The sequence below is a fragment of the Thermococcus paralvinellae genome (assembly GCF_000517445.1).
Classification (GTDB): domain Archaea; phylum Methanobacteriota_B; class Thermococci; order Thermococcales; family Thermococcaceae; genus Thermococcus_B; species Thermococcus_B paralvinellae.
On sequence record NZ_CP006965.1, the window covers coordinates 70,129 to 96,131 of the forward strand.

23 protein-coding genes are annotated in these 26,003 nt (G+C 40.5%); 13 read left to right on the plus strand and 10 right to left on the minus strand.

The annotated features are described in order from the left end of the window. Window position 1: 1 nt before the first annotated feature. The 4 genes from TES1_RS00340 to TES1_RS00355 all read left to right on the plus strand — a co-directional run bounded on the left by TES1_RS00340 (window position 2) and on the right by TES1_RS00355 (window position 8,801). Window positions 2–6,946: a S8 family serine peptidase gene (locus TES1_RS00340; protein WP_051408149.1), complete on the plus strand. Its 6,945-nt coding sequence runs from the start codon at window positions 2–4 to the stop codon at window positions 6,944–6,946. A gap of 127 nt (window positions 6,947–7,073) precedes the next feature. Continuing rightward, the gene (locus TES1_RS00345; protein ID WP_042679178.1) at window positions 7,074–8,033 is read left to right on the plus strand and encodes an SPFH domain-containing protein; all 960 of its coding nucleotides are present in this window, start codon (window positions 7,074–7,076) and stop codon (window positions 8,031–8,033) included. A gap of 6 nt (window positions 8,034–8,039) precedes the next feature. Then, on the plus strand, window positions 8,040–8,453 hold the full coding sequence (locus TES1_RS00350) for an NfeD family protein (RefSeq protein WP_042679180.1): 414 nt from the start codon (window positions 8,040–8,042) through the stop codon (window positions 8,451–8,453). 45 nt (window positions 8,454–8,498) lie between these two features. Next, window positions 8,499–8,801 (plus strand): DUF424 domain-containing protein, encoded by a 303-nt coding sequence (locus tag TES1_RS00355; RefSeq protein ID WP_042679181.1) that lies wholly within the window; start codon window positions 8,499–8,501, stop codon window positions 8,799–8,801. Here TES1_RS00355 and TES1_RS10895 read toward each other — a convergent pair. Continuing rightward, the gene (locus tag TES1_RS10895) at window positions 8,793–9,467 is read right to left on the minus strand and encodes a hypothetical protein (protein ID WP_144080581.1); all 675 of its coding nucleotides are present in this window, start codon (window positions 9,465–9,467) and stop codon (window positions 8,793–8,795) included. The genes TES1_RS00355 and TES1_RS10895 overlap by 9 nt on opposite strands. A gap of 85 nt (window positions 9,468–9,552) precedes the next feature. Between TES1_RS10895 and TES1_RS00365 the strand changes: the two genes are divergently transcribed. From TES1_RS00365 to cdr, 3 genes are all read left to right on the plus strand, one after another. Continuing rightward, window positions 9,553–10,713, plus strand: a complete 1,161-nt coding sequence (locus tag TES1_RS00365; RefSeq protein ID WP_042679185.1) for a 60S ribosomal export protein NMD3 — start codon at window positions 9,553–9,555, stop codon at window positions 10,711–10,713. Window positions 10,714–10,763: 50 nt separating this feature from the next. Beyond that, a complete protein-coding gene (locus TES1_RS00370) occupies window positions 10,764–11,831 on the plus strand; it encodes a DUF1464 family protein (protein ID WP_042679187.1) in 1,068 nt (355 codons plus the stop codon). Window positions 11,832–11,895: 64 nt separating this feature from the next. Continuing rightward, window positions 11,896–13,221: a CoA-disulfide reductase gene (gene cdr, locus TES1_RS00375; protein WP_042679189.1), complete on the plus strand. Its 1,326-nt coding sequence runs from the start codon at window positions 11,896–11,898 to the stop codon at window positions 13,219–13,221. Window positions 13,222–13,225: 4 nt separating this feature from the next. Here cdr and TES1_RS00380 read toward each other — a convergent pair whose 3' ends face one another. Beyond that, window positions 13,226–14,479, minus strand: a complete 1,254-nt coding sequence (locus TES1_RS00380; RefSeq protein ID WP_042679191.1) for an MFS transporter — start codon at window positions 14,477–14,479, stop codon at window positions 13,226–13,228. 269 nt (window positions 14,480–14,748) lie between these two features. Beyond that, a complete protein-coding gene (locus TES1_RS00385; protein WP_042679193.1) occupies window positions 14,749–15,465 on the minus strand; it encodes an MBL fold metallo-hydrolase in 717 nt (238 codons plus the stop codon). A 107-nt stretch (window positions 15,466–15,572) separates the two neighbouring features. Between TES1_RS00385 and TES1_RS00390 the strand changes: the two genes are divergently transcribed. Beyond that, window positions 15,573–16,367: a class II glutamine amidotransferase gene (locus tag TES1_RS00390; RefSeq protein WP_042679194.1), complete on the plus strand. Its 795-nt coding sequence runs from the start codon at window positions 15,573–15,575 to the stop codon at window positions 16,365–16,367. Here the strand turns inward: TES1_RS00390 and TES1_RS00395 are convergent. Genes TES1_RS00395 through TES1_RS00410 form a run of 4 tightly spaced genes read right to left on the minus strand, consistent with a single transcriptional unit; the run spans window position 16,357 to window position 19,089 of the window. Continuing rightward, on the minus strand, window positions 16,357–16,647 hold the full coding sequence (locus tag TES1_RS00395; RefSeq protein ID WP_042679195.1) for a hypothetical protein: 291 nt from the start codon (window positions 16,645–16,647) through the stop codon (window positions 16,357–16,359). The genes TES1_RS00390 and TES1_RS00395 overlap by 11 nt on opposite strands. Window positions 16,648–16,660: 13 nt before the next feature. Then, complete coding sequence (locus tag TES1_RS00400; protein WP_042679196.1) at window positions 16,661–17,398, minus strand: Rossmann-like domain-containing protein; 738 nt, start codon at window positions 17,396–17,398, stop codon at window positions 16,661–16,663. Window positions 17,399–17,402: 4 nt separating this feature from the next. Next, window positions 17,403–18,194 (minus strand): hypothetical protein, encoded by a 792-nt coding sequence (locus tag TES1_RS00405; protein ID WP_042679198.1) that lies wholly within the window; start codon window positions 18,192–18,194, stop codon window positions 17,403–17,405. Between the two features lie 4 nt (window positions 18,195–18,198). Further along, window positions 18,199–19,089, minus strand: a complete 891-nt coding sequence (locus TES1_RS00410; RefSeq protein WP_158505944.1) for a molybdopterin-dependent oxidoreductase — start codon at window positions 19,087–19,089, stop codon at window positions 18,199–18,201. A gap of 101 nt (window positions 19,090–19,190) precedes the next feature. Here TES1_RS00410 and TES1_RS00415 point away from each other — a divergent pair, with 101 nt between their 5' ends. Then, window positions 19,191–19,652, plus strand: coding sequence for a nucleoside-triphosphatase (locus tag TES1_RS00415; RefSeq protein ID WP_042679202.1), 462 nt, complete (start codon window positions 19,191–19,193; stop codon window positions 19,650–19,652). On the opposite strand, the gene TES1_RS00420 is transcribed toward TES1_RS00415, so the two are convergent. Genes TES1_RS00420 through TES1_RS00430 form a run of 3 tightly spaced genes read right to left on the minus strand, consistent with a single transcriptional unit; the run spans window position 19,641 to window position 22,958 of the window. Continuing rightward, complete coding sequence (locus TES1_RS00420; protein WP_042679204.1) at window positions 19,641–20,411, minus strand: ABC transporter ATP-binding protein; 771 nt, start codon at window positions 20,409–20,411, stop codon at window positions 19,641–19,643. The two genes, TES1_RS00415 and TES1_RS00420, sit on opposite strands and share 12 nt — an antisense overlap. Then, window positions 20,398–21,342: a FecCD family ABC transporter permease gene (locus TES1_RS00425; protein ID WP_042679206.1), complete on the minus strand. Its 945-nt coding sequence runs from the start codon at window positions 21,340–21,342 to the stop codon at window positions 20,398–20,400. The genes TES1_RS00420 and TES1_RS00425 overlap by 14 nt, the downstream gene beginning before the upstream one ends. Continuing rightward, the gene (locus TES1_RS00430) at window positions 21,339–22,958 is read right to left on the minus strand and encodes an ABC transporter substrate-binding protein (protein WP_042679208.1); all 1,620 of its coding nucleotides are present in this window, start codon (window positions 22,956–22,958) and stop codon (window positions 21,339–21,341) included. The genes TES1_RS00425 and TES1_RS00430 overlap by 4 nt, the downstream gene beginning before the upstream one ends. Window positions 22,959–23,095: 137 nt before the next feature. On the opposite strand from TES1_RS00430, the gene TES1_RS00435 reads away from it, so the two are divergent. The 4 genes from TES1_RS00435 (at window position 23,096) to TES1_RS00450 (ending at window position 26,001) form a co-directional block, all read left to right on the plus strand. After that, window positions 23,096–23,863, plus strand: coding sequence for a hypothetical protein (locus tag TES1_RS00435; protein WP_227738493.1), 768 nt, complete (start codon window positions 23,096–23,098; stop codon window positions 23,861–23,863). A gap of 40 nt (window positions 23,864–23,903) precedes the next feature. Beyond that, a complete protein-coding gene (locus tag TES1_RS00440) occupies window positions 23,904–24,146 on the plus strand; it encodes a DUF4405 domain-containing protein (RefSeq protein ID WP_042679209.1) in 243 nt (80 codons plus the stop codon). Window positions 24,147–24,231: 85 nt separating this feature from the next. Continuing rightward, the gene (locus TES1_RS00445; protein WP_042679211.1) at window positions 24,232–25,182 is read left to right on the plus strand and encodes a radical SAM protein; all 951 of its coding nucleotides are present in this window, start codon (window positions 24,232–24,234) and stop codon (window positions 25,180–25,182) included. Window positions 25,183–25,302: 120 nt separating this feature from the next. Continuing rightward, entirely contained in the window at window positions 25,303–26,001 is a 699-nt protein-coding gene (locus TES1_RS00450; RefSeq protein WP_394296076.1) for a potassium channel family protein, read from the plus strand. Window positions 26,002–26,003: the final 2 nt, after the last annotated feature.

Below are 26,003 nucleotides of genomic sequence, written 5' to 3' on the forward strand. Positions count from 1 at the left end.
AATGAATAAAAAGATATTAGGCATCCTTATAGTAGTCCTAATGGTTCTTTCAGTAGTCCCAATGGTTACAGTGGGTGCAATGAATACAACTAACGGGAATGAAAATTTATTAGTCCCAAAAGTTACTCACACAATCGAAAAAGTCCAAATAAATACTAAGCAACATCCACTACTTCCTCAAGAAGACATAAAGCCTGAAAACAAAATTGATCAAAAATTCCTAGAAATGCTGACTAATAAAAGCAAGCAGGAAACCCTTGCTGAGATTGGTGGGAAGAAGGTTATTCCCTCATTAATCATCAGTAAAGAAGAAGTTGAGCTACCATTTAAAGTTATCGGGTCTCGTAACATTGCTGGATATACGGTTTACTGGGTTCTAGTACCAGTTGAACAAAATACCATAATGTTACTGAATAAAGTTGCATCTAATGATGCAGTGCTCCAGATATTGCCAGCTAGCGTTGCTGAACCGGTAGGATTATTTAAGGAACCAGATGAGAAGCCCCAAAAAATTGAGAACTTTATACCTCTCCCCAATATACAAAGAACCCGGTACATTAAGGGTTATAATGTTCTGTCATTTGACAAAAATGCTCTCTTGAAAGAGAGTAGACTTGTAAATGTTAAGAGAGAAGGTGTAGCGTTTCCAAAAAACTTTGAACCTGCAGATATATTTGCAGTGTATCATCATAAAGCATTGCAGACATGGAAAGAACTCAATATTACTGGTGAAGGAGTAAGTGTTGCAGTACTTGATAGCGGTGTAGACTTTGGAAACCCTGACTTATTAGATGCATATGCTGTTGACCCAGTTAGCGGATGGCCAATAGCCTTTGACAGTAGTTCTCTGAATGCATATATGTTACTGAACTTGACTTTCATAAACTTTGCAACATTGTTGGGTGTTGATTACAAACCGTTTTATATTTACTCATGGTATGCCGACACATCATTTGAAGTTTCACCATTGACAATTAGTGGAAACATTACCATCGGATATAAGGGCAACTATACAGCAGTGTTTACAACGTTTGACCTAGCTAACATATTGGATGACAAGGAGAGGGCAATGTTTATCCAAGAAGTCATTGACTGGATTGGAGGAGCTGAAAGAGTGCTTCTCGTCGATGATGATGAAGGCACTTGGGGCAATGGAAACTTTGACTATTACCTTCCAGATGTTGAGGACTTTTATAAGAAGGCTCTTGATTCATTAAACATCACATATGACACAATTACTGTGCCATTTGGAAGTGATGGCCCGAGCTTAGATATTCTCCGGAACTATGACCTCGTAATATGGGTTACTGGAGGCTCATTTGAGCCTGGCCATGTTCTTACAGATAACGATGTCAACACTCTGGAGCAGTTCTTGGACAATGGTGGAAAGCTATGGCTTATCAGCCAAGATTACATCTATTCGAGAGGCATAGATGAGTTCGCCAGCGAGTACCTTCACGTTACGGATTACTATGCCTTAGACATTCCAGCACCAACATTCATTGTAACTAACGAGGGCATGTACCATGCAGGTCCAATTTATCATGGCATGTATCTAAGTCCGACTGATGGATTCATTGACATGATTATACCTGACAATGAAAGTGAAGTTCTTGCAGTTGGTATAGAAGCACTTGCGTACTCTGATTATGGTATCCTGCCATTCATAAAGCTTCCACTGAATGAGTCTCTCGAATATCCAACACAGAGTGGCAAGTTCTATATTGGTCCACACCCTGATTTAGCTCTATGGTTTGACTGGTTCGGTGCATTTGTTCTAGTAGCAGATCCAGAAGGGAAGTATGACACAGTCTATGTCGATTTCTCAAGTCCATATGTCATTGACTTTACTGATGATGATCCTCACACTAAAGACAATCCAGTCATTACATTAGACTTCTGGGATTCTCTTAATGGAACCTTTGGTAGCGACGGTTATCCAGACCTTTCAGGGGGCATGATTTACTACATTGCTGATGGAAACAGCACAATACCATATGCTGATGTTATATATAATGTCTGGAACATGGCCGACTATGGCATACAGCTTCCAGTTCCAGAGGAGGGTAAATTAGTTGCATTCATGATTGGAACTGCTTATACAGGAGGAGGTTATCATGGAACCCTCTGTGCAGCTGCAGTCGCCGCAAGGGGTAGAACTTTGGGCATAACATACGGAAATGCTCCGGGTTCAAAAATAATAGCCATTGGAAGCATCTACACAGGGATGGACAATTGGATTGATGAAGTATTCTTTGCCGTGGAGGGGTATGATGGCATTCCATACACTGGAGATGAAGCTCTTGTTGCCAGTAACAGCTATGGAATATCAAGTATAATAAACAAGGGAACTTCATGGAATGACGTGTTCTTAAGCTTTATAACCCAATATTATGCACCCTACACAACATTCCTCTTTGCTGCTGGAAATGGCGGTCCAGGATATGGTACAGTGACAACCCCAGGAGCATCTCCAGGAGTAATAACAGTTGGTGCTGCAGTTGAGTTTGGATATAGATTTATGTACGGATATGACGAAGGTCCATATGGTGGACCATTGGCAAACTATGGGGATGTCGTTGACTTCTCAAACAGAGGACCAAACGTTCTTGGACAGCCAAAGCCTGACGTCCTAGCAGTTGGTGCATTCGCTCATGGTAGTATTCCAGTGAACTGGATGACTTGGTGGGTATACTACCTATTTTATGGGAACTACTTTGGTGGATACTATGCATCTGAGCTGTGGGCAGGAACAAGCCTGGCGACTCCAATGGCTGCTGGTGTAACAGCACTTGTTTATCAGGCATATACTGAGGCACATGGTACTTATCCAACAAATGAGCTTGTAAAGACTATCTTAAAGAGCTCTGCCGATAATGTCAACGCCGATGTCTTCAGTCAAGGCGCTGGATTCCTTAACGCATACAGGGCTGTTAAGCTTGCTATGGGACTTGATGGCCTCATGGTCACTCCGAGTGAGGAATACACAGTAACAATTCCAGGAAGCGAGTTCTCTTGGGAGTTCACAATTTACAACGTCAATGCTTCAGCTGAAAAGAGTGCAAATGTCTCCGTTGAAGTATTCCAGAAAATTGACGAAGTAGAACTAGACACATACGCAGGCATGATAACAAGGATTGACCAATACATTCCAGAAGATGCTGATTTGATGAAGATAACCTTGTACTATCCATTCGATAGCTTTGATCCACTGATGAATTATTGGCCAGCAACATACGCTTGGTTCAGAGTTTATGACTGGACTGATGTTGATGGGGATGGTACAGTAGATGCCTATTGGGGGCTCTATGGAAACGAAACTAATTTGATTCATCAGGCCTACACATTTGGTACCTCCGCGTCACTGCTTCTCGGAAATCCAAAGACCAAGTATCATGATGGAATGTTCCTGTGGGTTAGAGAAGCAGGTGCTGGAGCAAAAATTAAGATTGAGTTCTACAAGAGGGTTCCATGGAACTGGGCAACAATTGATAAAAACAGTGTAACCCTAGCTCCAAGCAGTAGCGAGAACGTGACTGTTACAATAAGTGTTCCCGCCGATGCATTTGGAGTGTATGAAGCCGCGCTTTACGTTGCTTACGATAATACTGAGACTGTAGTTCCGCTCAGCGTTATTGTGGCAGCCTCAGAGCCAAACTTTGATTATGTTCCAAGTGACTACACGGGACTCTATGACAACGGCTATGTGTATGGATACTTCGACTGGTTCTGGAGGTATGAGAGCGGCGACTGGAGGCTTTATTATGTGAATGTTCCAGAGGTCGATAACGGAACATATCTTGTGACATCTGTTACTTGGGAGGGTTACCCACAGGACATCAATGTTCACATCTTAGGACCCAAGGATGGAGACTTTGTAGAACTTGCTAGAGGTATGGATGGATACATGGGAGCGGGAATGTTCAAGTTCATGACATCAAACGGGCCGCAGGGAGAGATTGTCGGAACAAAGGCATACAAACCAGGACTGTATGCGATATGGTTACACAATGTGTTATATGATGGAAAAGAAGCACAAAGAAAGATTAAAGAAATTAAAGTTGGCACTGTCAAAGTTACACCGGAAGTGCTCACTATTAACACATCAAAGGCTTTAAGTGGCGAACTCTCTCTGTCCCTCGAGAACAATATTGAGCTAACCCCGAACATCAATGTTTATGGACTCATAATGCCCGAGATACACAATGCAACCATAGCACCTCCAACTGGAGACTATGATGTGTACGAAGTTTATGTTGAGGATTCAGCAATGCTTAGTGTAGTCCTAGAGAGTATATATGACGATGTAGGTGGACTTGACCTAGACCTCTTTGTGTTCTATGATTACATAGACATGTATAGCTATAGCAGCCTCGTTGCATATTCGGCAGGACCAACAGCAGATGAAAGTGTGTCAATAACATTCCCTGTTCCGGGACACTACTACATAGTTGTTGAGTCTTACTCGAATCCAGTTCCAGGCAGTACTTATGACCTCAAGATATACAACTATGAAAAGAGCGACACCATAAAGATAAAGGACATTATAGTAAACAATACCATATACAACATAACCCTTGAATATGAGCTTCCAGAATCTGGTGAGTACTCTGGAATTGTAACAATAGGATTCGAGAACAACCCAGCAGTTATAGTAGTTCCAATAAATGTTGAAGAAGTTAAACCTGGAAGTACTAAGGGATACGACCTTGTAGTATATCCACTGACCTTAGAAACTCCGTACGATGTTCCGTATGTCAACATGACTTACAACGTCAGCACAATATTCTACATTGAGGGTAAATGGAGTGCAGAGAGAGTTAAAGCATATGTATACTGGAATGGTTATGTTGTGGATATCGTAGACATACCATTTGTAGAGCCGAATACCTACTACAAGCTGACATTTAGTATTCCAATAATGGACGATAGTCTCCAGAGAATTTGGGTTGAACTAAAGTCTGACAATGATATGGCAGAGTACAACAACTATGCTGGTACATTCTGCTTATTGCCAGTAACTCCAGACAAGCTCAGTGATTATGGTAAGGTTATTGGAGGTTACGCAATAGGTAGATACGCTCGCTGGGATGTACCAAAGACTGAGGGTGACCTAAATACCATTACAATTTACAGTGACGGTGAGAGTTATCCTGGATATGTTAGGACAGTGCTTGCACTATCACCATTGATTGACAATGAAAGCATACAAGTTGACTTCACATGGTTGAAGAGTATCCACCTTATCTCATTTAAAAATAAAAAGGACTTGATTGTTATTGACAGCGAAGGAAACGAGGTGTTCAATCCATTCGCTCTTAGAGAAGTTAGATACGCCTTGAACTATCTTATCAACAGGGAGGCAATGGTAAAAGAGGGCTTTGGAGGCAATGCTACCGCACTGTTTGGTCCGATATATCCAGCTCAGATAGAGTTCCACAAAGCTCAAGAAGTTTACACTGTCCTTAATCTGACTTCAGAGAGTTCTGTCGACTTAGCTGTTCAAATAATTGACATGGCTATGGCTAACGTAGCAGAACAGTACAGTTTGAACCTTACCAAGGTTAACGGTACCTGGTACTTCAATGATGAACCAATAGTAATCCGGAGCGCAGGCTGGGAGCCGGTCGACTATTACGTAAAAGAGGCACTAAGAAAGGCAGGATTTGAAGTTGTTGACAACTGGTCAAACTGGGACTATCACATTGAGAGCTGGGGATGGGGACTGACAATGCCGCTCTGGATAACAGAAGCAGTCTTCTATGATCCATCATGGGAAGACTACATACCAGAGGTTACAGTTGCAAACGTCACAGATCTTATCAGCAAACTTGATTTGATATACTACAACTCATCAGAGAAACTTGACGAGATAAAAGACTTTACAATTGAAGATATCTTGGAATTGCTCATGTATGGGGAAATCCCAGTGAACATTACAAAGAGAGATTATGGGCATGCAGCAATTTGGTTCACATGGCCATATGAAGTTACATACTACACAATCCAAAATGAAGATCAGAGATCTGATTTGGAGAAGATTGCACTGCTACTTGGAATTCTTGAGTCACCAAATGTGTTCCTTGTCCAAGAGTTTGACACGCCATATCAGTCAAGCTATAAGGTCGTTACACTTGAAGATGGGGTACTCGTGAGCATGGATTATGCATACTGGAGACCAGTAGTAATCAGGGTATCCTTCAAGGAGAAACCACAGGAGGAACTAGAGCAGGAAGTTGTTAAGATGATTAATAATATCTTAGAAGAGCTTCAAAAAGGTGTTGAAGTTTCTGAAGAATCCCAAGAGGACGTAGCAGTTGCAGAGAGTGAAACTACTGGAGATCAAGTTGTTGCGAAAATAATTCAGGAAGCTGGTGGGGATGCAAATGTTACAGTGGATGTAGATGTCGCAAGAGAGACAGGAACCAAGGAAGTGAAAGTTACAGCTGAAGTTAATGGGGATCATGGCACAGTCGTTACATTGGCTATAGTGCTTCCTGAGGAAGTTACGAAGTATGAAGTCCATGTGCAGGATGCAGATTTACTCGATGAGCCCTATGCAGTCTACGACCAAGGCAAAACAATAGTCATTGTCACAGTAAAACTCCATTCACCTGCCATTATAGAGGTTACAGGTGTGACAGAATACCCAGAGGAGATTATTGGAACCTATGTCGTGATTTGGGACATGTTATACACAAGATATACCCACAAATTCGATGAGCTCTACAACGAGAGCATTAAGCTTGGCATTGACAATGAAACAATTCAGGAGGCACTATACTATAAGCAACTCGCGGAGCAGTATTACGAACAGGCATCAAGCTTTGGTAGCCCACTCAGTAATCCAATAAGGTCATTAGCACCGATAAGAAAAGCATACCTTAACATCAAGAAGGCAGTAGAAATTCTAGAAAAGGCTATAGAAGAAGCCGAGAGTTCTTGAATCCTTTCTTTTCCCCTCTTTTGACTTTTTCTATCCTATATCATTTGATAGCATGTTTTTTGACTAACGAAAACTTTATATTAAGTTCTACTAATAAAAGTTTAAAACACTACATGGAGGTGTGGTAATGCCAGCAACTTTTGCCCTTGTAATATTAGGTGTCTTCCTCTTGTTGATGCTTGTTTTGAGCGTTAAAGTTATCAGGCCATATCAGAAAGGTCTTGTTGAAAGGCTTGGGAAGTTCAACAGAATCTTAGAGCCAGGAATACACTTTATTATACCCTTTATGGAAAGAGTAAGGATAATAGACATGAGAGAGCACGTCATTGATGTTCCGCCGCAAGAGGTTATCTGTAAGGATAACGTTGTTGTTACAGTTGATGCTGTTGTGTATTATCAAATATTGGATCCCGTAAAGGCTGCATACAACGTCAGCGACTTTCTCTTAGCTATCATAAAACTTGCACAAACAAACTTGAGAGCAATAATTGGTGAGATGGAGCTTGATGAGACGCTAAGCGGAAGAGATATCATAAACGCTCGCTTGAGAGAAGAGTTAGATAAAATCACTGATCGTTGGGGTGTTAAGATTACAAGAGTTGAAATCCAAAGAATTGATCCACCAAGGGACATACAAGAGGCCATGGCTAAGCAGATGACTGCTGAGAGAGAAAAGAGGGCTATGATATTGTTGGCTGAAGGTAAGAAGGAGAGTGCAATCAAGCAAGCTGAGGGTGAAAAACAGGCGAGAATTTTGAGAGCAGAAGGTATAAAGCAGGAACAAATCCTAATTGCCGAAGGTCAGGCTGAAGCTATAAAGAAAGTTCTTGAGGCCTTGAAATTAGCTGATGAAAAGTATCTCACGCTTCAATATATTGAGAGGCTTCCGGAGCTGGCCAAGTACGGCAACTTAATAGTCCCATATGATACAGAAGCATTAATTGGCTTGTTAAGAGTCCTTCAAAAAGTTAGCAAGACAAAGCTACCAGAGCCAAAAGAAAATCCACCTGAGGATTCATCAGAAAATACTCCAATGGAAACAGAAAATGATAAAACTGATGAAAAATTAAAGAAAGTCTGGGAGTGATGTGTGATGGACTATTTCCCTATTTTACTTTTAATTTTGGGCTTGTTGATCATAGTCCTTGACATGATGGTTGCAGCGTTTATAACACCGATTGGTATAGCATTTGCTGTTCTTGGTTTATTGCTTGGGTTTGGTGTAAATTTCAACGTAGCTTTTGTTATATCATTAGTTGCTGCTGTCATTAGTTACCAGCTCTTTGCTAGGTTAATAAAGAAAGAGACTGTAGATATTGGAAAGCCCAAATACACCTTTGAGCTTAAAGGAAAAAAAGGTAAAGTGAAAAAGATTAAAGGAGATGAAGTCTGGGTTGAGCTTGAAGGGGAAGAATGGCTCGCTAAACCTCTCGATAATATTAAAGAAGGAGATGACGTTGTTGTGGTTGATGTTGACGGTGTAAAGCTCATAGTTAGAAAAGCTTGATTAGATTTTTAAATCTCTTGTTCCTTTTCTATTAAGGTGGCTCAAATGAAAATATACGTGAAAGTTTATCGTGTTCAAGGCGAAATTCTGCTGGCAGCATGTGATGAGGAGCTAATTGGTAGGACATTCAGAGAAGGTGGGCTTAAGTTGGAAGTTAAGGAAAGGTTCTACAAAGGTGAGCTTAGAGATGTTGAAGAACTTGAACATCTCTTAAAGGAGGCAACAATAGCAAACCTAGTTGGAGAAAGATGCGTTGGTAAAGCCATTGAGCTTGGCTATGTCGACAAAGAGAGAGTGCTTTACATCCAAGGGGTTCCCCATGCTCAGATGGCCAAAATGCTATGGTGAGATACAGTAGGGAGAATACTCCGCAATAACAGTATTGTTCTTTATAAAGGCTTTATCTAATGCGAACAGCACATTCTTTCCTTGGAAGCTTTCCACTATTGATGCATTCACATAAATCTTAAATCTTAGAATTCCCTCATCACTTGGATAGTAAAGCTTTAGTGTCCAATTCTTTTTCTCAACAGTGGGAGTGCAGTAGTACAAAGCATTAACGCCGATTATGTATTCAGTTTCATTAATTTCAATTGGAGGAGGTGTTCTGACAATAAGTATAGGCATGTAATAAACAGTTGAATTTTTCGGAAGACTCCAGAGCTCTTTTAGAGAAGTATCAAAAACTTTACCATAAGCTCCATTAATGCATGCAAACTCTGGTTTACTTTTATTCGAAGAAACTATCTCAACAAACTCTTCCTTTGAACATAACATGGTGGTATTTTCAATATAGTCTTTAACTCGATAAATTCTGATTCGTTTGTACTTTAAAGGTGGAAGAGAAGTAATTTGTATGGTTCTCTTGGAGGGAATATCACCAATATAATATTTTCCATATAGGGACAAAGTACTTTCTGAAGAACTCGTGGATTGATGTTGTATGCATCCAGCAGTTAGTATGAAGACAATAAGTATCGAAATGAGAATGTTGACTTTCATGTTTTCCCTCATAATTAATTCTTTTTTGTGTTTAGTTTATATTTTTATAGAGGTTAAGTTTTTATTGAAGATAAGGCAGTTGATGATGGTGAGGGTTATGAGTGAGAGATTCTGCTATAGGTGTGGGATAAGTGAGAGTGAGGGCGGTCCTTTAATAGATGGGCTCTGTCAAGTCTGTTTTAGAAAAGAAAATCCTGTACTTTTAATAGAAAATGAAATTAACACTGAATTGTGCCAGAACTGTGGGAGTTATAAAAAGAGGGGGGCTTGGGTTGATCCTCAAAACTATGAACTTGACCAGCTTATCTTTGAAGTTGCTGAAAATGCTCTGCTTGAAAATCTTGCAATGGATGAGCGCATCAAAGAAATAAGAATAATCCCAAAGGAGGAACTTGATGAAATTGAAGGGCTCCCAGTTGGTGTTGCATACGTAAGTTACGAGCCGGTTAACTGGCACATTGACTACTTTCCAGCGATTGTAATCTATGAACTCGAAACAAAAGCTAGAATTCATGAAATGCAGAGAGAACTTCACCATGAAAAGAAGACTGTTACAGTTTATGTCAGGCAGACAGTTTGTCCGAGATGTCAAAAGTTTCTTGGAGGCTACTTCGAGGCTATTCTGCAAGTTAGAGCTGAGGACAGAGAGCTGACTAAGGAGGAGAGAGACGAAATTGTAAAGCTCGTCCAAGAGAAAGTGGATGAGATAATGAAGAAGGACAGGATGGGGTTTATTCAAGACACCGTTGAGCTTGATGAGGGTGTTGATTTCTACATGGGTTCAACTAGGTCGGCAAGAAAACTTGCTCAAGCAATAAGAGACAAATATGGTGGAACAATAAGTGAAGCCTATGAGCTCATTGGTCTTGACAGGCAGACGAGCAGAGAAGTTTATAGAACTAGTGTAAGTGTTAGACTTCCTAAGTTCAGAAAAGGGGACATCGTTAGTGACAGGAATGGGAACATATATCGTGTCGAAGAAGTTAATGGAAAAGGAATGAACCTCACAAACTTAGCAACCCATGAGAGTGAGCACAAAGACTGGAAGACTATAAAGAGAGAGGGTGTTGATTTAGTTGAACATGAAAAGAGGGAAGCGATGCTTACAAGCTTAACTCCTAAAGAAGCTCAATTCATGGATATGGAAAATTATGAAACATTTGAAATTGAAAGACCAGAGATTGATCTAAAGGAAGGAGAAATCTACAAGCTCGTGAAAATTAAAGGCAAATACTACATTGAGAGTAAAAAGGAATAATCTCACAACTTTTATAATTCTTGGCGTTTCTCTTTTTCTTGGGTGATAAAATGAGGGTTATAGGTGTTGATCCTGGAACAAGGAGCTTTGACGTTATTGGTCTCGAGGATGGAAAGATAAAGCTCGACTTAAGCTTTCCAAGTGAAGTTGTAGCTGAAGAGCCGAGTAAAATTGTAAGAGCCATTGAAGAGTTCAACGCTGACGTAATAATTGGGCCTTCTGGTTATGGAATTCCGCTGAAGCACATCAGTGAGCTAACTGAAAAAGACAGATTTGAGATGACCCTCGTTAGGGAAGAGGAGATGAAGCAAATCCCCGTTTTAATTGGTCTCCAGAAGATGGTTGATGAGATGAGAGAAAAAGAGATGAACGTTTGGTTTATTCCAGGAATAATACACCTCCCAACGGTGCCCGAATTTAGGAAATACAACAAGATTGACATGGGAACTGCAGATAAAATGGCAATAACTGTTTTAGCAATCTACGATCAAGCTAAGCGCTTAGGCATTCCCTATGAAGAGGTTTCATTCGCTTTGCTTGAGGTCGGCTTTGGCTACAACTTTGCTGGAGCAGTTGACAAAGGAAAGATAGTCGATGGAATTGGCGGAACTATCTTTCCCGGGCCGGCATTTGTCAACAGCGGCGCTTTGGATGGAGAGGTTGCTTATCTGATTGGTGAGATAAAGAAGTGGCACCTCTTCTACGGAGGTGCTTCAATAATAGCGACCGGTGAGATTTTATCTCCAGAAGAGTTTGTCAAGCGTCTAGATGAGGAAAACTTTGCAAAAGCCTGGGAGGCAATGAAAGACGGCTTTGTAAAGGCCATAGCAAGTGAATTGGCAATTATTGAAAAGCCGAAGGAGATAATCGTCTCTGGAAGGCTTATGCGCATCAAAGAGCTTAGAGAGGACGTTAAAGATCTCCTTGAGGAAAAGTTTGATTTGCCTGTGGTTAAGCAGAGAGGCTTGGAAGGAAAAGCTAAGGAAGCCGCCCAAGGAAGTGCAATAATCGGCGATGGTCTCTTGGGGGGTCAGTTTAAAGATTTAGTTGAACATGTTGAAATTAAAAAAGCTAGAGGAAGTGTTTTGGATTATGTGAAGTTTCCTTTGAATCTTTAGCTTTTCTACATTTTGCCCGTCAACTTTTTAACCATTGGTTTTGAACCTTTCATGGTGTAGAAAAATGAGTAAGAGAGTTGTTATCATCGGTGGTGGAGCTGCTGGAATGAGTGCTGCTTCAAGAATCAAACGTTTAAAGCCCGAATGGGATGTTAAAGTCTTTGAAGCAACGGAATGGGTCAGTCATGCTCCTTGTGGAGTTCCTTACGTTGTTGAGGGTATATCACCAAAAGAAAAGCTGATGCACTATCCACCAGAGTTTTTCATTAAAAAGCGTGGAATAGATTTGCACCTAAATGCAAGAGTTATCGAAGTTGAGCAAGGACAAGTTAGAGTTCAGGAGAAAGATGGAGAGAAGAGCTATGAGTGGGACTACTTGGTTTTCGCTAATGGAGCTTCACCAAAGCTTCCACCTATTGATGGAATTGACTTAAAGGGAGTTTTCACAGCCGATTTGCCTCCCGATGCAGTTGCGATAAGAGAGTATATGCAGAAATATGATGTTAAGGATGTAGTGGTTATTGGAACTGGATATATAGCACTGGAAATGGCTGAAGCTTTTGCTGTTCAAGGGAAAAACGTAACGCTTATTGGAAGGAGTGAGAGGGTTTTGAGAAAATCCTATGACAAAGAAATCACCGACATAGTTGAGACAAAACTTAGGGAGCATATAAACCTCCGTTTGCAAGAGCTAACAATAAGAATTGAAGGCAAAGAAAGAGTTGAGAAAGTCATCACGGATGCAAATGAGTACAAAGCTGATTTAGTAGTAATAGCAACAGGAATAAAGCCAAACATTGAACTAGCAAAGGAGCTTGGAGTTAGAATTGGAGAAACCGGTGCAATATGGACGAACGAAAAGATGCAGACGAGCATAGAGAATGTTTACGCGGCAGGTGATGTTGCTGAGACCAAACATTTAATTACTGGAAAAAGAGTCTGGGTTCCACTAGCTCCGCCAGGAAATAAGATGGGTTACGTTGCTGGTAGCAATATAGCCGGAAAAGAAATTCATTTCCCCGGTGTTCTGGGAACATCAATAACAAAGTTCATGGATCTAGAAATTGGAAAGACAGGCTTGACTGAAAGCGAGGCATTGAAAGAAGGCTACGAGGTCAAGACAGCTTTCATTGAAGCAAGGACAAAGCCCCATTACTACCCGGGTGGAAAGAAAATCTGGCTCAAGGCAGTGGCAGATAAAGAAACCAACAAGCTATTAGGACTTCAAGCGGTTGGTTCAGATATACTGCCAAGGATTGATGCATTTGCCGTAGCTCTGCAAGCTGGTTTTACGACAAAGGAGCTGTTCTTTGCTAACTTAGCCTACGCTCCACCATTTGCACCAGTGTGGGATCCACTAATAGTGCTGGCAAGGGTTTTGAAGTTTTGATTTTTTAAATCCTCACCTTTTTTAGGAACATTAAGCTCAAGAGAGCGAATAATGAAGATGCTCCAAAGTTTGCTGTAAATCCGCCTGCGTAAACTAAGAATCCACTTGAAAAGCTTCCTATTATGTAGCCAAGTGAGTTGATTAAGTTAAATGTCCCCATTGCTGTTCCTTTTTCCTTTTCCCCAGCAAGTTTCCCAACAATTGAAGTTGATGATATGCTTATGAATGACCATGAATAGCCAGCAAGGAAGTATGAAAGAAAGGCTAATGGTAGTAGATATGGGACTATAAATGCTCCTATAAGGATGGTTGTAATTCCGAGTAGTCTTAGTGCTATACCCTCCTTTAAAACCTTCAGCTTGTCTTTGTTTTCCAACATTAATCCAACTCTTAAATACATAAAAGCTGAAACTGCTGAATTTAGAATTGCTGCTAGGTATATGTACTCTCTTCCAAAACCGTTCTCTGCTAGTAGCACTGGGAATTGGGAGAAATACATCCCAGAGGATATCCAAAATAGAAACGATGCAAAGTAAAACTTTCCAAATTTTGGCTTTCTAAGGTTTATATGCAGCATGAAAGTTGGCACATAGCGGATTTTCTCGATTACATAATTACCAAAAATCATGATGCTCTTCCTATTCACATAGATTGGGATTTCTCTAATCGTTTTGGCCCCCAATATAAGTGATGGAATGTTAAGGAGAGCAAAGAGAAGTAAGAGTTGTCTTATTGTGAGGTACTTTGAAAGAACAAAACCCAATCCTAACCCAAAGACCCATCCCCAACCGCTTATCTCGTTGAACTTACCAATCCCATAATCCCAGCTGTGCTTCCTAACACTCCTGAGAACGAGAACTATTGGTACAGAAATCGTTGAAGCTAAGAAAAATGAGTAGACTGCGTTAAGCAGAATAAATTCAACTGGACTGTTTGTGAGAGAAAGGCCAGCTAAAAACACACTAACGCTGAAAAATCCGAAAAGTATAAAGACTTTTCTCCTTAACGTTTTATCGCTCAGCTTTCCCCAGAACAAGCTACCAATCATTGAAGATAGACTTGCGAGAGAGTTCATTATTCCAACCATCTGAGCATTTCCGCCGAGCTGAAGGAGATACAGAGGCATTAGGATTGAGCTCCCGCCAGTTGAGATTTTGAAGGGCACGAATGAGTAAAACCATGTGGGAATCTTTGATATTCCATAATACCTGTGAGAGACCTTCTTTGCATGCATTGTGGCGTTTATTCTTTGACTCATTCAAACCACCTTGAGGCGGGTAAAGGGCGATTTTGAGTTTATAAAGATTTGTGTCCTTAGAAGTAGCATGATGAACAGCTATGTGCCGAGAGCTGGTGCTAAAAATAATACTTTACCCCTACTAGTTGCGGGATAAGAGTGGTATCGTTTTTTTGTCGTGAAGCTTTTGTTTTGAGGCTTTCTTTAAGAAGACTATATTATGAACTTTTACTTGAATCGCTGAGAGACAACATCTGTAGCATATGTGAAGATGGAGGAGAAAATCTGATCTACTCTCCAGAAAACAACCTTTTAAGTTTCTCAGCCTCTGGAAATCTGTTTATAACCCCTTTAATCGTTTTTTCTATGTCTTCTTCGACATTCTCTGAAATCCATCCATGTCCCGGAAGCAGAAGTTTTATCTTGAGGGTGTTGAGCCTTCTCAAGGAGTTGAAATATTCTCCCAAGCTCCCGGAGTCGTAAATGTTCGATATAACTCCATTTGCAAAGAGAGTATCTCCAGAGAATAAAATTCTTTTCCTAGGCTCATAAAGACACATGCTGCCTGAGGTATGTCCCGGCGTGTGAATTACCTTCAAAAACCATCTTCCCGCATCGATGACATCTTCATGGTTCATCCAGAGATGAACTTTGTAACCAATTACTTCTTGTCCATGAGCCCTACAGTGGGTAACTTCATCGTCTCCATATACTATTTTCACAGCCGCATATTTATATGCTCCAGTTAAGGAATGCTTTTGCAAGTAAATGTTTCCACCAATGTGGTCAAAGTGCTCGTGAGTATTTATGACAATGTTGATATCCTCTGGCTTTACGCCAACATAGTTCAGTCCTTCTTTTAGTTTTGGAAAATCGCCAGCAGTTCCGGAATCGATTAGGATGTTTATGTCCCCCAAAATGAGATACACATGGCTTGAAAGCTTTCCAGGTTTGATCTGATATAAGTCTTTCATAATTTTCTTAACTATGGGAAAATCTGCCTGCATAAACGAGAAGGTTAATCAAAAGTTTATGAAGTTTGCGCATCTGTTTTTGTAAAATTGACAAGCTAAAGCTTTTATATCTTGAACTACCACAAAAATGGGGGATTAAGATGTGTCGCATACTCTTTGCGGTTGGAGAGGGAGAGAAAGTAAAATCGCTGGTTGATACATTAGTTAAAGCCTCTGAAAATGATCCATACAAAGCCAAAAGGAAATGGGGCGAAAAACATAAGGACGGCTGGGGATACCTTCTCTTGGTAAATAATAGTGTAGTCCACTACAAAAGTGAGAAACCAATTTTTGGGGATCTAGGTGAAGTAGAAAAGCTCAAGGAGAGATTGGAAGAATTTGTCGTGCTTTTAGCTCACACGAGGGCAGCAAGTCAAGGAGAAGTGAGGCTTTTTAACGTTCATCCTTATCACTTCTCGACAGAGAGGGGCTTTGAATTTTGGATTTTCCACAATGGTGACTTAAATAAAGAAAAACTGGTGGAGTTAGGAAAGTTCAATGGAGAAGTATTGAAAAACGCTTCAGACAGCTACACAATGGGTGTTTATCTTTCTAGAAAGCTTGAAGGAATTGAAAAAGAACAAATTTTAAGACGCTTTAGAGAGCTAAAAGGTACTGTAAATTCGGCATTAAACACAGCTTCTTTATTTATAGATGCCAATGGCAAGGTTCGAGGATTCATTACAGCATATATGAAAGATGATTTGCTGAAACATGAAACCGAGTACAATTATTACAGGCTCTTAAAGCTTAAAAAAGACCTCTTTGCAGTAGTTTCATCAACCTTTGAGCTTTACAGCGATTTGCCTTTTGAGCACGTTGAAAACGGCACTGCATTCTACATAAAAATCGAGCCAAAAGAAATGAAATTTGAGGTTGAAGAAATCAAACTTTGATTTCAATATAAAGAGTCCACAGCACAAAGATAAGAGTGGTTAGCACTGTGAGAGTGGGAGAAAAGTTAGACAAACGAACAGAGACTGCCAATGCTCCGTTGAGAATTAGCAAACCAATTAAAACTGTGAGGAAATCAAACTCCAGCCCTTTTCTTTCCAACGTCTTGAGGAAGTGAATCTGAGCTAAAAAAGGAAATATCGTCAAGATGCCAAGGACAGATACTGCAGCGTACGCTATGAACGTTATTATCTCCCAGTCTTTCTTTTCTTCACTCTTCATCTGTGATCCCCTTTTAAATTTCAATCACGTATTTTCTGCTTTCCTTTGAAAACCCCTTGAAACATCCCAATTTCAGCTTTTCTATTGCTTTTTCAATATCAACAACTTTCATGGATGCAACATGGGTTATCCTCGTTCCTTTAAAGAACTCTGGCAAAACCTGTCCAGTTGGTCCTGTAAGGAGAACGATTTTTGCCTTTTTTGCTCTTTCAGCTATCATATCAATGGTTCCGTTTACTATGCAAGTTGCGCTTGCAATGACAGCATCCACCTCTGGTAGAAGGCAGTATTCTAAAGAATCACTTAACGTTTCTCTATCCCATAACCTTGGATTGCGCTCGAAGATGTACAGCTTAAAATTCCTTTCGCGTAGTGCTTTAACTATTGGTGGCATGTTTCCGATAACTGCTATTTTTTCAATGTCATCAGAGAGAAGTTCTACAGCGTCGATCCACTTCGCATTGCTCAAATCGATGTAATACTGAGAAACTGCGTTTATTGCTGCCAAGGCTAGGGTTCTTTCAACGGCATTTAGACTATCAGCCTTTTTTATAAACTCTTCTAGGCTTGGCTCTTCGATTGAGTTCTCATATCTTTGGATTTCCTCCGGCAGAGTCATGGCAACTCCGAGGGCTTTGCTCTTCTCACCCTCAACAAGGACATAGGAATAGGGAAGACCAAAGGAAAAATCAATGAGTTCCAAGCCTTTTGCAAGCTTTAGCGCTTCTTTTTTGAATTTCTTTAATAGCATTTTATCACCCTCTTTCAACTCTAATTCCTTTTAGACCTTCTATTCCAAGCTCAGGAATTTTGAACTCGCCATTATCATAGGTAATCGTTGGATTTTTATCAAGCACTTCTTTGAGGGAATACTCAAATCTTCCATTTTTTGTTACAAAGACAACTTTCTTCGCAGTTTCCTTTAATATTGCCTTGTCAAGGACATCCTTAAGCTTTGCTGAATTGCTCTCGTTCTTTACGATTGCATCTATTCCTTTAAAGATGTTTAGGGTTCTTGGTGAGAAGTAGAGTATGTTGAAGACTTCTCCATAGACGGAAAAGCACTCTTTCTTTCTTACAAACTCTACAATCCTGATTTTCTTAATCCAGTTGCACCTGCAGCCATAGCTTAGGTCAACCACGAGCTTTATTGGAGCATCGCTTCCTTGAAGAGGCTTTCCGTCTACATAAAGAGCCAGAACCATCTTGGTGTAGTAGGGAATGCTCACCATGTATAAATCGTTGGAAATGAAGTTAATGACGTCCCCTTTTCCAAGCTTTTGAGGTGGACCTCCTTTCCACTTTAAAGTTCTCCCAACTGATAGGTCCTTGTCAAGCATTTCTTCCATCTGGATCTTTTTGAGCTCTTCCAGCGTATATTCCTTGACCTCATCATTGTTTATGACATAAACTGTCCAGTTTGAGTAGTCTTCGGTTGAAGCATTTAGAGGTATCATAGTTGGTGTTGTTGTCGCTTCGTGACCAATGCATCCAAGGGAAAAAATAATTCCAAGAAGAGTAAAAATAGCAAATATGCTTCGCTTCATGGAATCACCCTATTACAATCTCTTTCAAATCCTTAACCCACGTTTTAGTAGGCTCACCTGGAATTACCACCCTAAACTCTGTAGTGAGAATAGCTTTATCGTTCTCGTAGACTTTTTCAAATTCTAACGTTGCACTGTAGCCATCTTTTGCTATAAACGTTACCTTTGTTGCATCATCCTCTGGTCTGGCATTATCGAGCAGGAGTTTCAGAGGAATTCCGCTGAAAGTGACATTTTTCCCTTTAAGTTCAACTGTCACTGTTTCTCCAAAGGACTTCATGAGCTCTTCAATATCCTCTTTTGTCACTACAACAGTTACTTTTGTTTTCCCATGAATCACAACTGCATTTTCGTCTCCGATGAGCCTTATTTCCTTAAGCCACTTGACCCAAAGCTTTCCAGGCTGATCTGGAATGACTAGCTTTACTGGACCTCCATTGTCTGGGCCTAGCAGTTCCCCATTCTCCCACCAGCAGAGATAGCCGTTCTTTAAGTCCTCCATGCTCAGTGTAACATCATAACCATCTTCAGCTATGAACTTGACCCATTTAACTTTGCTTTTATCGACACCCACCTTCTCGAAAACTTTTGCGAGCGGAACACCTATGTATGTGTTGTTTATCTTTGCTCCTGTTGACTTTACTAGAGTGGCATTAAACTTGACGCCACCAAGTGCTTCCAGCTCCTCTAGGGTTATTCTACCAGTTGCGAGTCCACTGATCTCTATTGCAAATGTTTCTTGCTGAGTAGCACTCGTTGTCGATGAGTGAATGCTGGCTGTGGTGGATGAAACTGAGCTGATTGTGGGTGACGTGGCTGTCTCTTGACTTATACAGCCACAAATAAAGACCAATAGTACAAGTAAAGCAATTCCAAATCTTTTCACGGCAACCACCGTCAAATATGAAAACAAATTGATATATAACACTTCTGTTAAACAATCTTGCTAACTGTTAAATAGAAAAATTTATTAATTTGAGCTGTCACCAAGGAAATATGATAATTGGAATCACAGGTGAACGAGGAGTTGGAAAGACCACTGTGCTGAAAAAAGTCATCAAAGAGCTGAATGACGTATACGGTATCATAAGCGAGCGCTTTGACGGCGGATTCTATGTTGAGGACGTGAAAACTGGGAAGAAAATGGTATTGGCATCAGAAAGAGAGAAGATTGGTTTTAAGCTCAGAAAGTTCTATTTCAACCCAGAGGCTATTAAGTTCATGGAGCGGGCACTGCAGAGAGGCGGCAGAATTATGGTGTATGATGAGATTGGATATCTGGAATTGCTCGGCTACTTTGATGTTTTTAAATACATCAAAGAGGATTGCGTTTTAATAGTTAGAAAGGATTTTCTTGATGAAATATCCAAACAAATTCCATTTGATGTTGTTTTTGAGGTTACCGTAGAGAATAGAGATTGGATTTGGAGAAAAATTCTCGAGACCCTAAAGTCCTAGTTTATCAGGAACGACAATTTTCCTATCATCAATTTTCACTATGCGCGTCTTCAGCTCATACAACAGATTTAAATTTTCCTCATTAACCACTTCATCAATTCTGCCGTGCATCAGGATTTTCCCATCCTTCATTAAAAAGACTTCATCGCAGAAGGTAAGTGCCAGATTTGGATCGTGAAGGGACAAGAGAACGAGCTTTTCAAGCTTCTCTGCAATTTTCTCAATGACTGAAAGAACTAAAAGCTGATTCTTAAAGTCAAGGAAAGAGGTAGGTTCGTCAAATACCAGTAGCTTTCCATCTTGAGCAAGAGCCCTCGCTATGAGCACGAGCCTTTTTTGCCCTCCGCTTAGAGAGGTAAACGGTCTGTCTTTGAGATCATTTATACCAAGCATCTTTAAAGCTTTGAGTGCTTTGTCTTCATCTTCCCTCTTAGGACCTTCAAAGAGATTTACATAGGGATTTCTGCCCATGAGAACGACTTCAAAAACCGTGTAAGGAAAGTTTATTGAGAACTCTTGGGGAGCGTATGATACGAACTTTGCCCTCTCTTTGAAGCTCAGCTTAATCAAGTCAACCCCATCGAGCTCTACCCTTCCTGACTGTGGTCTTAAAATCCCCACGATGCATTTTAAAAGTGTGGACTTTCCAGCTCCGTTGGGTCCAAGTAGGCAGCCGACACCGCTTTTAAGTTCAAAACTAACTCCTTTCAGCACTTTTCCGTTGCGGTAAGCAAATTCTAAATTTTTAACCTTGAGCATTCCTATACCTCCTGGCGAGTATTGCAACTAGTATTGGAGCTCCAATTAATGATGTAACAACACCGAGAGGAAGTTCTGAAGGAGTCAGCGTTCTGGCTATATCATCGCATATTAAAAGAAGCGTTGCTCCTACGAATGCAGACGCTGGGACTAATTTTCTGTTATCATAACCCACAATGAGCCTTGCTATATGAGGTGAAACCAGACCAACCCAGCTTATCATCCCGCTTATCGCCGTTGTCGCTGAAACTGCCAACGCTGCCAAGCTTATGATAACCTTTCTGTAGAGCGAGACGTTCATTCCAAGGGCTTTCGCCTCGTCGTCTCCAAGGGAGAGCACATTAAATGCCCAGCGCATGGCTGTTAAACCAAAAATTCCAAGAAGAATAGGGATTGAGAAGAATTTCAAATCTTCCCATCTAATGCCTGCAAAACTTCCAAGCAGCCAGAAGACTATCGTTGGGAGCTTATCATAGGGATCAGCCAAGTATTTGGCTATTCCCACAAGAGCGGAGAAAAATGCAGAAACTGCTATTCCAGCAAGCAGAAGGCTGATTATTCCATCTCCAACAAGTCTGCTCATTTTATACGCTATAACAACTGCAACCAAGCCGAAGACGAATGAAAATGTTTGCACCAAATATGGGTTGAACGAAAACAGTAATATAGCGATGACAGCTCCAAAGGCAGCACCACTCGTAACGCCAAGGATGTTTGGTCCTGCAAGATGGTTTCTGAAAAGATTCTGAAAAGCCAGTCCAGCTAAGGAGAGTGCAGCCCCTGCCAGTGATGCAGCAATAATTCGAGGTAATCTTACATCAAGAATTATAGTTCTGGCTAGTTCAGTCATATGGACGGGATTGACGAATAACCTTCCAATGAGGAGCGAAATAAAGAAAACTGTGAAATAAAGCAAAGCAAAGCGCTTCAACTTATATCACCAACTATCTTAACTTTGTCGATGCTTATTCCGAAGAACTTCTGATAGAACTCATCCGCTTTCTTCTTAATGTTCAAGTCCTTGAAGAGGTCTGGATGCAGAACTTTGGCAGTCCAGTATAAGCCAAGAATCCACTTTGGCGCTGGGTAGTCCCAGCTCTCCCCATCGTTGGGCATTGCATAAACTTTGCCTTCCTTTACAGCTTTTATACTACTCCATGCTGGATCATTGAGTATGTCCTCTTTAACCTTGGTACTTGGATATTTTAGGGAATAGCTAACAACGAGTATAACATCTGGATCCCACCTTGCAACCTGTTCAACGTTTATTACATTCCATCCCCCTGGTAATTCTTTAGAAACGCTTATTCCTCCCGCCATTTCAATGAGAACATTCTGGAAATATTCCCTGCCTGGAGCTTTGAAGGCTTTGCTCTTTAGACTGTAATAAATAAGCAGAACCCTTGGCTTTTCACTTTCCGGTATTTTGGCTGTTCTTTCAGTCACAACTTTCATGGCGCTCTTGTAATATTCAATTGCTTCTCTTGCCTTGTCTTCCTTTCCGAGTGCTTTGCCCATTATCTCAAGACTCTTCAGGTAGTTTTCGACAGTTTCTAAGTCCAACGCAATTACTGGAATGCCGAGATTCTCAATCTGTTCGTTGAGCCTCTCATTACCCCATGCGGCTGTAAATACTACATCAGGGTTGAGCTTTTTGACTTCTTCAACGTTTGCACTTTTGGGACTACCAACGAATATCATCCTGTTTTTCATTCCTGGGTCGATTAGTTGAATAAAGGCATCGTTCATTGCTAGTGGTGTACTCCCAAGAACCTTTTCTCCTTCACCGAGCAGGTAAACCATTTGAGTTGCAAGGCCATAGAGTGAGACTATCCTTTCAACCGGCTGCTTTATTCTAACTGTTTTTCCTCTGAAGTCAGTAACTTCCACATATCCTGTTTTTGTTGTGGTTTCTTCATTTCCTTCAGCTGCTTTGATTACTTCTATTCTTATGACAGCCTTAACCCACAGGTTTCCAGGTGTTATGTAGCATCTGTCCTTATTTACGAGAGCAATCTGGAGAGGATAAATGTTCTCGTCGAGTTTGAATTCTATGGGTTTCCCATTGAACTCATAGGCTATTATTGGCACAACGCTCCCTTTAATGGGGTTGCCGTTCTCGTCCATTGTATCGATGCCCTTTCCAAGAACAAAATCATAGCTTACGGTAACTGAATATCCATCTGCTGCTGTTATAATGTAATTATAGTCAGGAGAAAGACCATTCACAAGCTTGAGGAGATCGGTAAGAAGAACGCCTTTGTAAGTCCCAACAGCTTTGATGGAGCCTGCTTTTGTCTTAAGTCCTCCTTTACCCTCAAACTGTGGCAGTTTTTTAATGTCTTCAAGAGTTAAGGCTTTTTCTTCACCATTAGGACCAATGAGCCTCAAAACTACTTCGTTCTTTTCCTGTGTTGAAGTTGAACTTGAAATTGTTGGTGAGATGCTCTTTTCAGGGGTGACTGTTTTTGTTCCAGTTATACACCCGCTTGAAATCACGCTAAACATCAGGACTCCAATCAAAAGCAGTATTAAGCACTTTTTCACGGTAACCACCGAGAAATACACATCTTTGTGGAATTTAAACATTTTGTGTAAACAAAAATGTTTATGTTAAATGTTTATATTTACAAGAATCTCGAGAGTATCGAAACACTTAAATTTAGTTTCATATTACATGTCTCTTGGGCGTTGAAAATATGGAACGTCGGTTAGTAATAGCATTCATAATTTGTGCAATCCTAATTGTGTTGCCTTTTGCCGTTAAGCTAGCTGAGAATAGTCTGCAGTCAGAGGTTTCCTTACCTCAGCAAAACACAACTTTAGTTTCAAATGGCATTTACTACTTAGGCTCCGCCGTTTCTCATGAAGGTTCTGACCTGCTTTGCGTTGTTCCCGCTAAAGCTTATGTTCCCGAAGCCGGTACTGAGGTTACAATCAACGTTACAGTTAAGTTTAAGCATGCTCAGCCATGTCCATATCCGGATTGGAAGATTCTAACTGAGAATCCAGTTAATGTTGAAGTTGTCAGCGAGAGTGAGACCAAGCTGGCTGATGCATACACAGCAGTTAAGCAGTATACAGTAAAAGTTCTTGGGAATGGAGCGCTTGATGTGGTGTTTAAATATGGAAGTGGATGTCCTTACGGTACGGAAGAAAGAGTCACAGTTTACTTTTACATTGGAACTCCATCAGAAGAGGAAATAGCAAATACTTCTGCTCAAGTTCCCGAACTTAATACAACTGAGAAGGTCATAGTGGGAGTCATTGAAGAGGTAAATCTTGGAGAACGCTATTTTGTTGTCAATTCAACTAAGATTGCAATCAGAGGAAAGTGGAGGAGCAATGAAGGAGCAGAATACAACTGGAAGGAAATGCTTGCCCTCCTTAAAGTTGGAGAAAGGGTTGAAGTTAAGGCCACTTATGAAGATGGTGAATGGAAAGCCTATTAGATAACGATAAACGGCAAAACGTTCGTTAAGGGGTGATAAAATGAGCTTTAAGCTTAGGATGTGGGTGTCTCTAACTCTCTTTGTTTTGTGGCTGATAACTGGGATAACAGGTATCTTTCTCCTCATAGGTCCTCTTTTTGCTAAGTGGGGGATTTCTCTGCCCATATCATTGATGGATACGATTCACATATATGTTGGCTTTGCTTTCTTTGGGCTATCAGTTGTCCATGTTGCCCTTAACTGGTCTGCAATGAAAAACTATTTCCGCAAGCTTATGCAGTGAGCTTTTTGCTTTTTCTTTGCTTCTCAATTTTTGAATTTCGAAATCTTTATACACCATTAGGCTCACCTAATTTCGGTGAAAGTCAATGATAGCATTTGGCCCTGTTCCATCTCGCAGATTAGGAAAGAGTCTAGGCATAAACAACATTCCGTATAAGGTATGTTCATATGCTTGTGTTTACTGCCAAATTGGAAGAACAATCAGGATGGAAGTTGAAAGGAGGGCATTTTATAACCCCGGGTTAATCCTCAAGGAAGCTAAAGAAAAAGTTGAGAAAGCAAGGGTAAAAGGAGAGCATGTTGATTATATCACATTCGTCCCAGATGGTGAACCAACTTTAGACATTAACCTTGGAAGAGAAGCTGAGCTTCTGAAAGAACTTGGAATCCCTTTGGCAATTTTAACTAACTCCTCTCTAATCTGGAGGGAGGATGTTAGGGAAGATTTGATAAAGTTTGATTTCGTCTCCCTAAAGCTTGATGTCGTAAGCGAGCAGCTGTGGAGAAAAATTGACAGACCGCACAAAAGCTTGAAGCTTGATGAAATCCTTGATGGAATGCTCAAATTCAGAAAAAGCTTCAAAGGAAAACTCGTAACAGAGACTATGCTCATTGATGGAATTAATTATGGAGACGAATTTGAGGAGATTGCTGAGTTTTTGAAGGAGCTTAAACCGGATATAGCTTATATAGCTATTCCAACGAGGCCCCCAGCGGAGAGGTGGGTTAAGCCAGCTAATGAGGAAACGATAAACGAGGCATTTCAGATTTTTGCCAAGGCTTTAGGAAGTGACAGAGTGGAGTATCTCATTGGCTATGAGGGGAATGCATTTGTTTTTACAGGAAATGTCGAGGAGGATTTGCTGAGCATAACGTCAGTTCATCCAATGCGAGAAGATGCTGTTAAAGATCTTCTCAAAAAGGCCAATGCAGAGTGGGATGTTGTTGAGAAGCTTTTGAAGGAAGGAAAGCTTATTGAGCTTGAATATGATGGAAAGAGGTTCTATATGAGGAAGCTCAGGAGTAGAAATCTTTAATTATGTTTCATTATGAGATAATTATCTGGAAGGTGATGCCCCCTGATAGCTCTCGTATCATTCCTATTAGTTATTCTCATTTCAATTATAATTGTTAGAATAGGAACTGTTGCACTAGAGATGACTGGACTTTCTAGGGATGTTGCAGCTTTTCAGGCTCAGTCAGCTTTTTCTGGAACTGGATTCACAACTTCGGAGTCAGAATATGTAGTTTCTCATCCAGTGCGAAGAAAAATAATCAGAATTCTTATCTTTTTAGGAAGTGCGGGTATAACTTCAGCTATAGCCACTCTTGTACTGACATTCATTGGCAAGAGTGCTGAAGAAGCTAAGCAGAATTTTATTTTACTCTTAGGTGGTTTGCTAGCTTTGTATCTTTTTGTTAGGTCTAAGTGGATAGATAGAATGATGAGGAAAATAATTAGAAAACTCCTTAACAAATTCTTTCCGTCACTTAAAATTTACGACTACAATCAGCTCTTAGGTATAAGCAAAGGGTATTCAATTGCACAGATAAAAGTCAGAAAGAACAGTTGGTTGTCAAATAAAACTTTAAGAGAGCTACAGCTTGATAAGGAGGGAGTCCTTGTCCTTGGAATTTACAGAAAAGTTGGAGAAAAAGAAGTCTATCTTGGTGCTCCAAGCGGTGATACAAAAATACTGCCTGGAGACTTGATTGTTCTCTATGGGCCTGAAGAGATTATACTGAATCTCTCAAAGAGAGTTAAAGGAATTAAGGGCAAGATTGAACATGAAGAAGCAGTTGAAAAAGCAAAAATTAGAGCAATGCAGGAAGAAATGGAACTTAAAGGTGAGTAAAC

Bases quoted from the DNA above. Each gene is read 5' to 3' on its own strand.
- TES1_RS00340 (WP_051408149.1), top strand. From the start codon at position 2: ATGAATAAAAAGATATTAGGCATCCTTATAGTAGTCCTAATGGTTCTT.
- TES1_RS00345 (WP_042679178.1), top strand. From the start codon at position 7,074: ATGCCAGCAACTTTTGCCCTTGTAATATTAGGTGTCTTCCTCTTGTTG.
- TES1_RS00350 (WP_042679180.1), top strand. From the start codon at position 8,040: ATGGACTATTTCCCTATTTTACTTTTAATTTTGGGCTTGTTGATCATA.
- TES1_RS00355 (WP_042679181.1), top strand. From the start codon at position 8,499: ATGAAAATATACGTGAAAGTTTATCGTGTTCAAGGCGAAATTCTGCTG.
- TES1_RS10895 (WP_144080581.1), bottom strand. From the start codon at position 9,467: ATGAGGGAAAACATGAAAGTCAACATTCTCATTTCGATACTTATTGTC.
- TES1_RS00365 (WP_042679185.1), top strand. From the start codon at position 9,553: ATGAGTGAGAGATTCTGCTATAGGTGTGGGATAAGTGAGAGTGAGGGC.
- TES1_RS00370 (WP_042679187.1), top strand. From the start codon at position 10,764: ATGAGGGTTATAGGTGTTGATCCTGGAACAAGGAGCTTTGACGTTATT.
- cdr (WP_042679189.1), top strand. From the start codon at position 11,896: ATGAGTAAGAGAGTTGTTATCATCGGTGGTGGAGCTGCTGGAATGAGT.
- TES1_RS00380 (WP_042679191.1), bottom strand. From the start codon at position 14,479: ATGAGTCAAAGAATAAACGCCACAATGCATGCAAAGAAGGTCTCTCAC.
- TES1_RS00385 (WP_042679193.1), bottom strand. From the start codon at position 15,465: ATGCAGGCAGATTTTCCCATAGTTAAGAAAATTATGAAAGACTTATAT.
- TES1_RS00390 (WP_042679194.1), top strand. From the start codon at position 15,573: ATGTGTCGCATACTCTTTGCGGTTGGAGAGGGAGAGAAAGTAAAATCG.
- TES1_RS00395 (WP_042679195.1), bottom strand. From the start codon at position 16,647: ATGAAGAGTGAAGAAAAGAAAGACTGGGAGATAATAACGTTCATAGCG.
- TES1_RS00400 (WP_042679196.1), bottom strand. From the start codon at position 17,398: ATGCTATTAAAGAAATTCAAAAAAGAAGCGCTAAAGCTTGCAAAAGGC.
- TES1_RS00405 (WP_042679198.1), bottom strand. From the start codon at position 18,194: ATGAAGCGAAGCATATTTGCTATTTTTACTCTTCTTGGAATTATTTTT.
- TES1_RS00415 (WP_042679202.1), top strand. From the start codon at position 19,191: ATGATAATTGGAATCACAGGTGAACGAGGAGTTGGAAAGACCACTGTG.
- TES1_RS00420 (WP_042679204.1), bottom strand. From the start codon at position 20,411: ATGCTCAAGGTTAAAAATTTAGAATTTGCTTACCGCAACGGAAAAGTG.
- TES1_RS00440 (WP_042679209.1), top strand. From the start codon at position 23,904: ATGAGCTTTAAGCTTAGGATGTGGGTGTCTCTAACTCTCTTTGTTTTG.
- TES1_RS00445 (WP_042679211.1), top strand. From the start codon at position 24,232: ATGATAGCATTTGGCCCTGTTCCATCTCGCAGATTAGGAAAGAGTCTA.
- TES1_RS00450 (WP_394296076.1), top strand. From the start codon at position 25,303: ATGACTGGACTTTCTAGGGATGTTGCAGCTTTTCAGGCTCAGTCAGCT.